Here is an 811-nt window from a genome sequence, read left to right as displayed (position 1 = left end):
TGGGGCAGAATTTACTTTATACGATCGTACAGGTAAAACTGTTATCCGTAAAATTACAACAGACAAAGACGGTATCGCTAAATTTAATAATTTAAAACGTGATAAATATTTATTAAAAGAAACAAAGGCTCCTGAAGGCTATGTAATTAGCTGGGATTTAAAACAAGGGAAAATTGTTGAACTTGGTACACAAGAGACTACAACATATAAACTTGCAAATAAGAAATTTGTCGGGAAAGTAGTTTTAACAAAATCTGATGACCTGAACAAAAATGCAACACTACAAGGCGCTATTTTCACACTACTGGATAAAGATAAAAAAGTAATTCCAGAACACAAAGAATTAACAACAAATAATAACGGACAAATTATTATAGATAAACTAAAACCAGGAACTTACTACTTACAAGAAACGAAGGCTCCTGAGCATTATCAATTAGATAGCAAACTTATTCCGTTTACTATCTCTATAGATCAAACAACAGTAGTAAATCTAACTGCGACAAATAGTTTAACTAAAGGATCTGCTCTTTTAACAAAAGTGGATAATTATAATAAAACTTTAGCAGGGGCAGAGTTTACTGTTCAAGATCGCAACGGAAAAAATATTCCTGGATATGAAAAATTAACAACAAATGAACATGGACAAATAGAAGCAAAAGATTTACGTCCGGGTAAATACCAATTTGTCGAAACAAAAGCTCCTGAGCATTATGAATTAGACAAAACGCCTATTCTATTTGAAATAGAAAAAAGCCAAACTACAGTCGCTTCTGTTACAGCAAAAAACGCTTTAATTAAAGGTGACATT

Annotated in this window: 1 protein-coding gene; it reads left to right on the top strand. The window is 31.8% G+C overall.

Annotated features, from left to right (window positions below; genetic code table 11):
* Positions 1–811, top strand: an 811-nt coding sequence (locus MR160_RS33715; protein ID WP_255805914.1) for an MSCRAMM family protein, incomplete at both ends; no start/stop codon positions are given.

The organism is Bacillus cereus group sp. BfR-BA-01382, from assembly GCF_022663475.1.
Lineage (GTDB): Bacteria > Bacillota > Bacilli > Bacillales > Bacillaceae_G > Bacillus_A > Bacillus_A thuringiensis_S.
The sequence above is the reverse complement of the archived record's forward strand: the minus strand, read 5'-3'. Positions and strand labels throughout refer to the sequence as shown.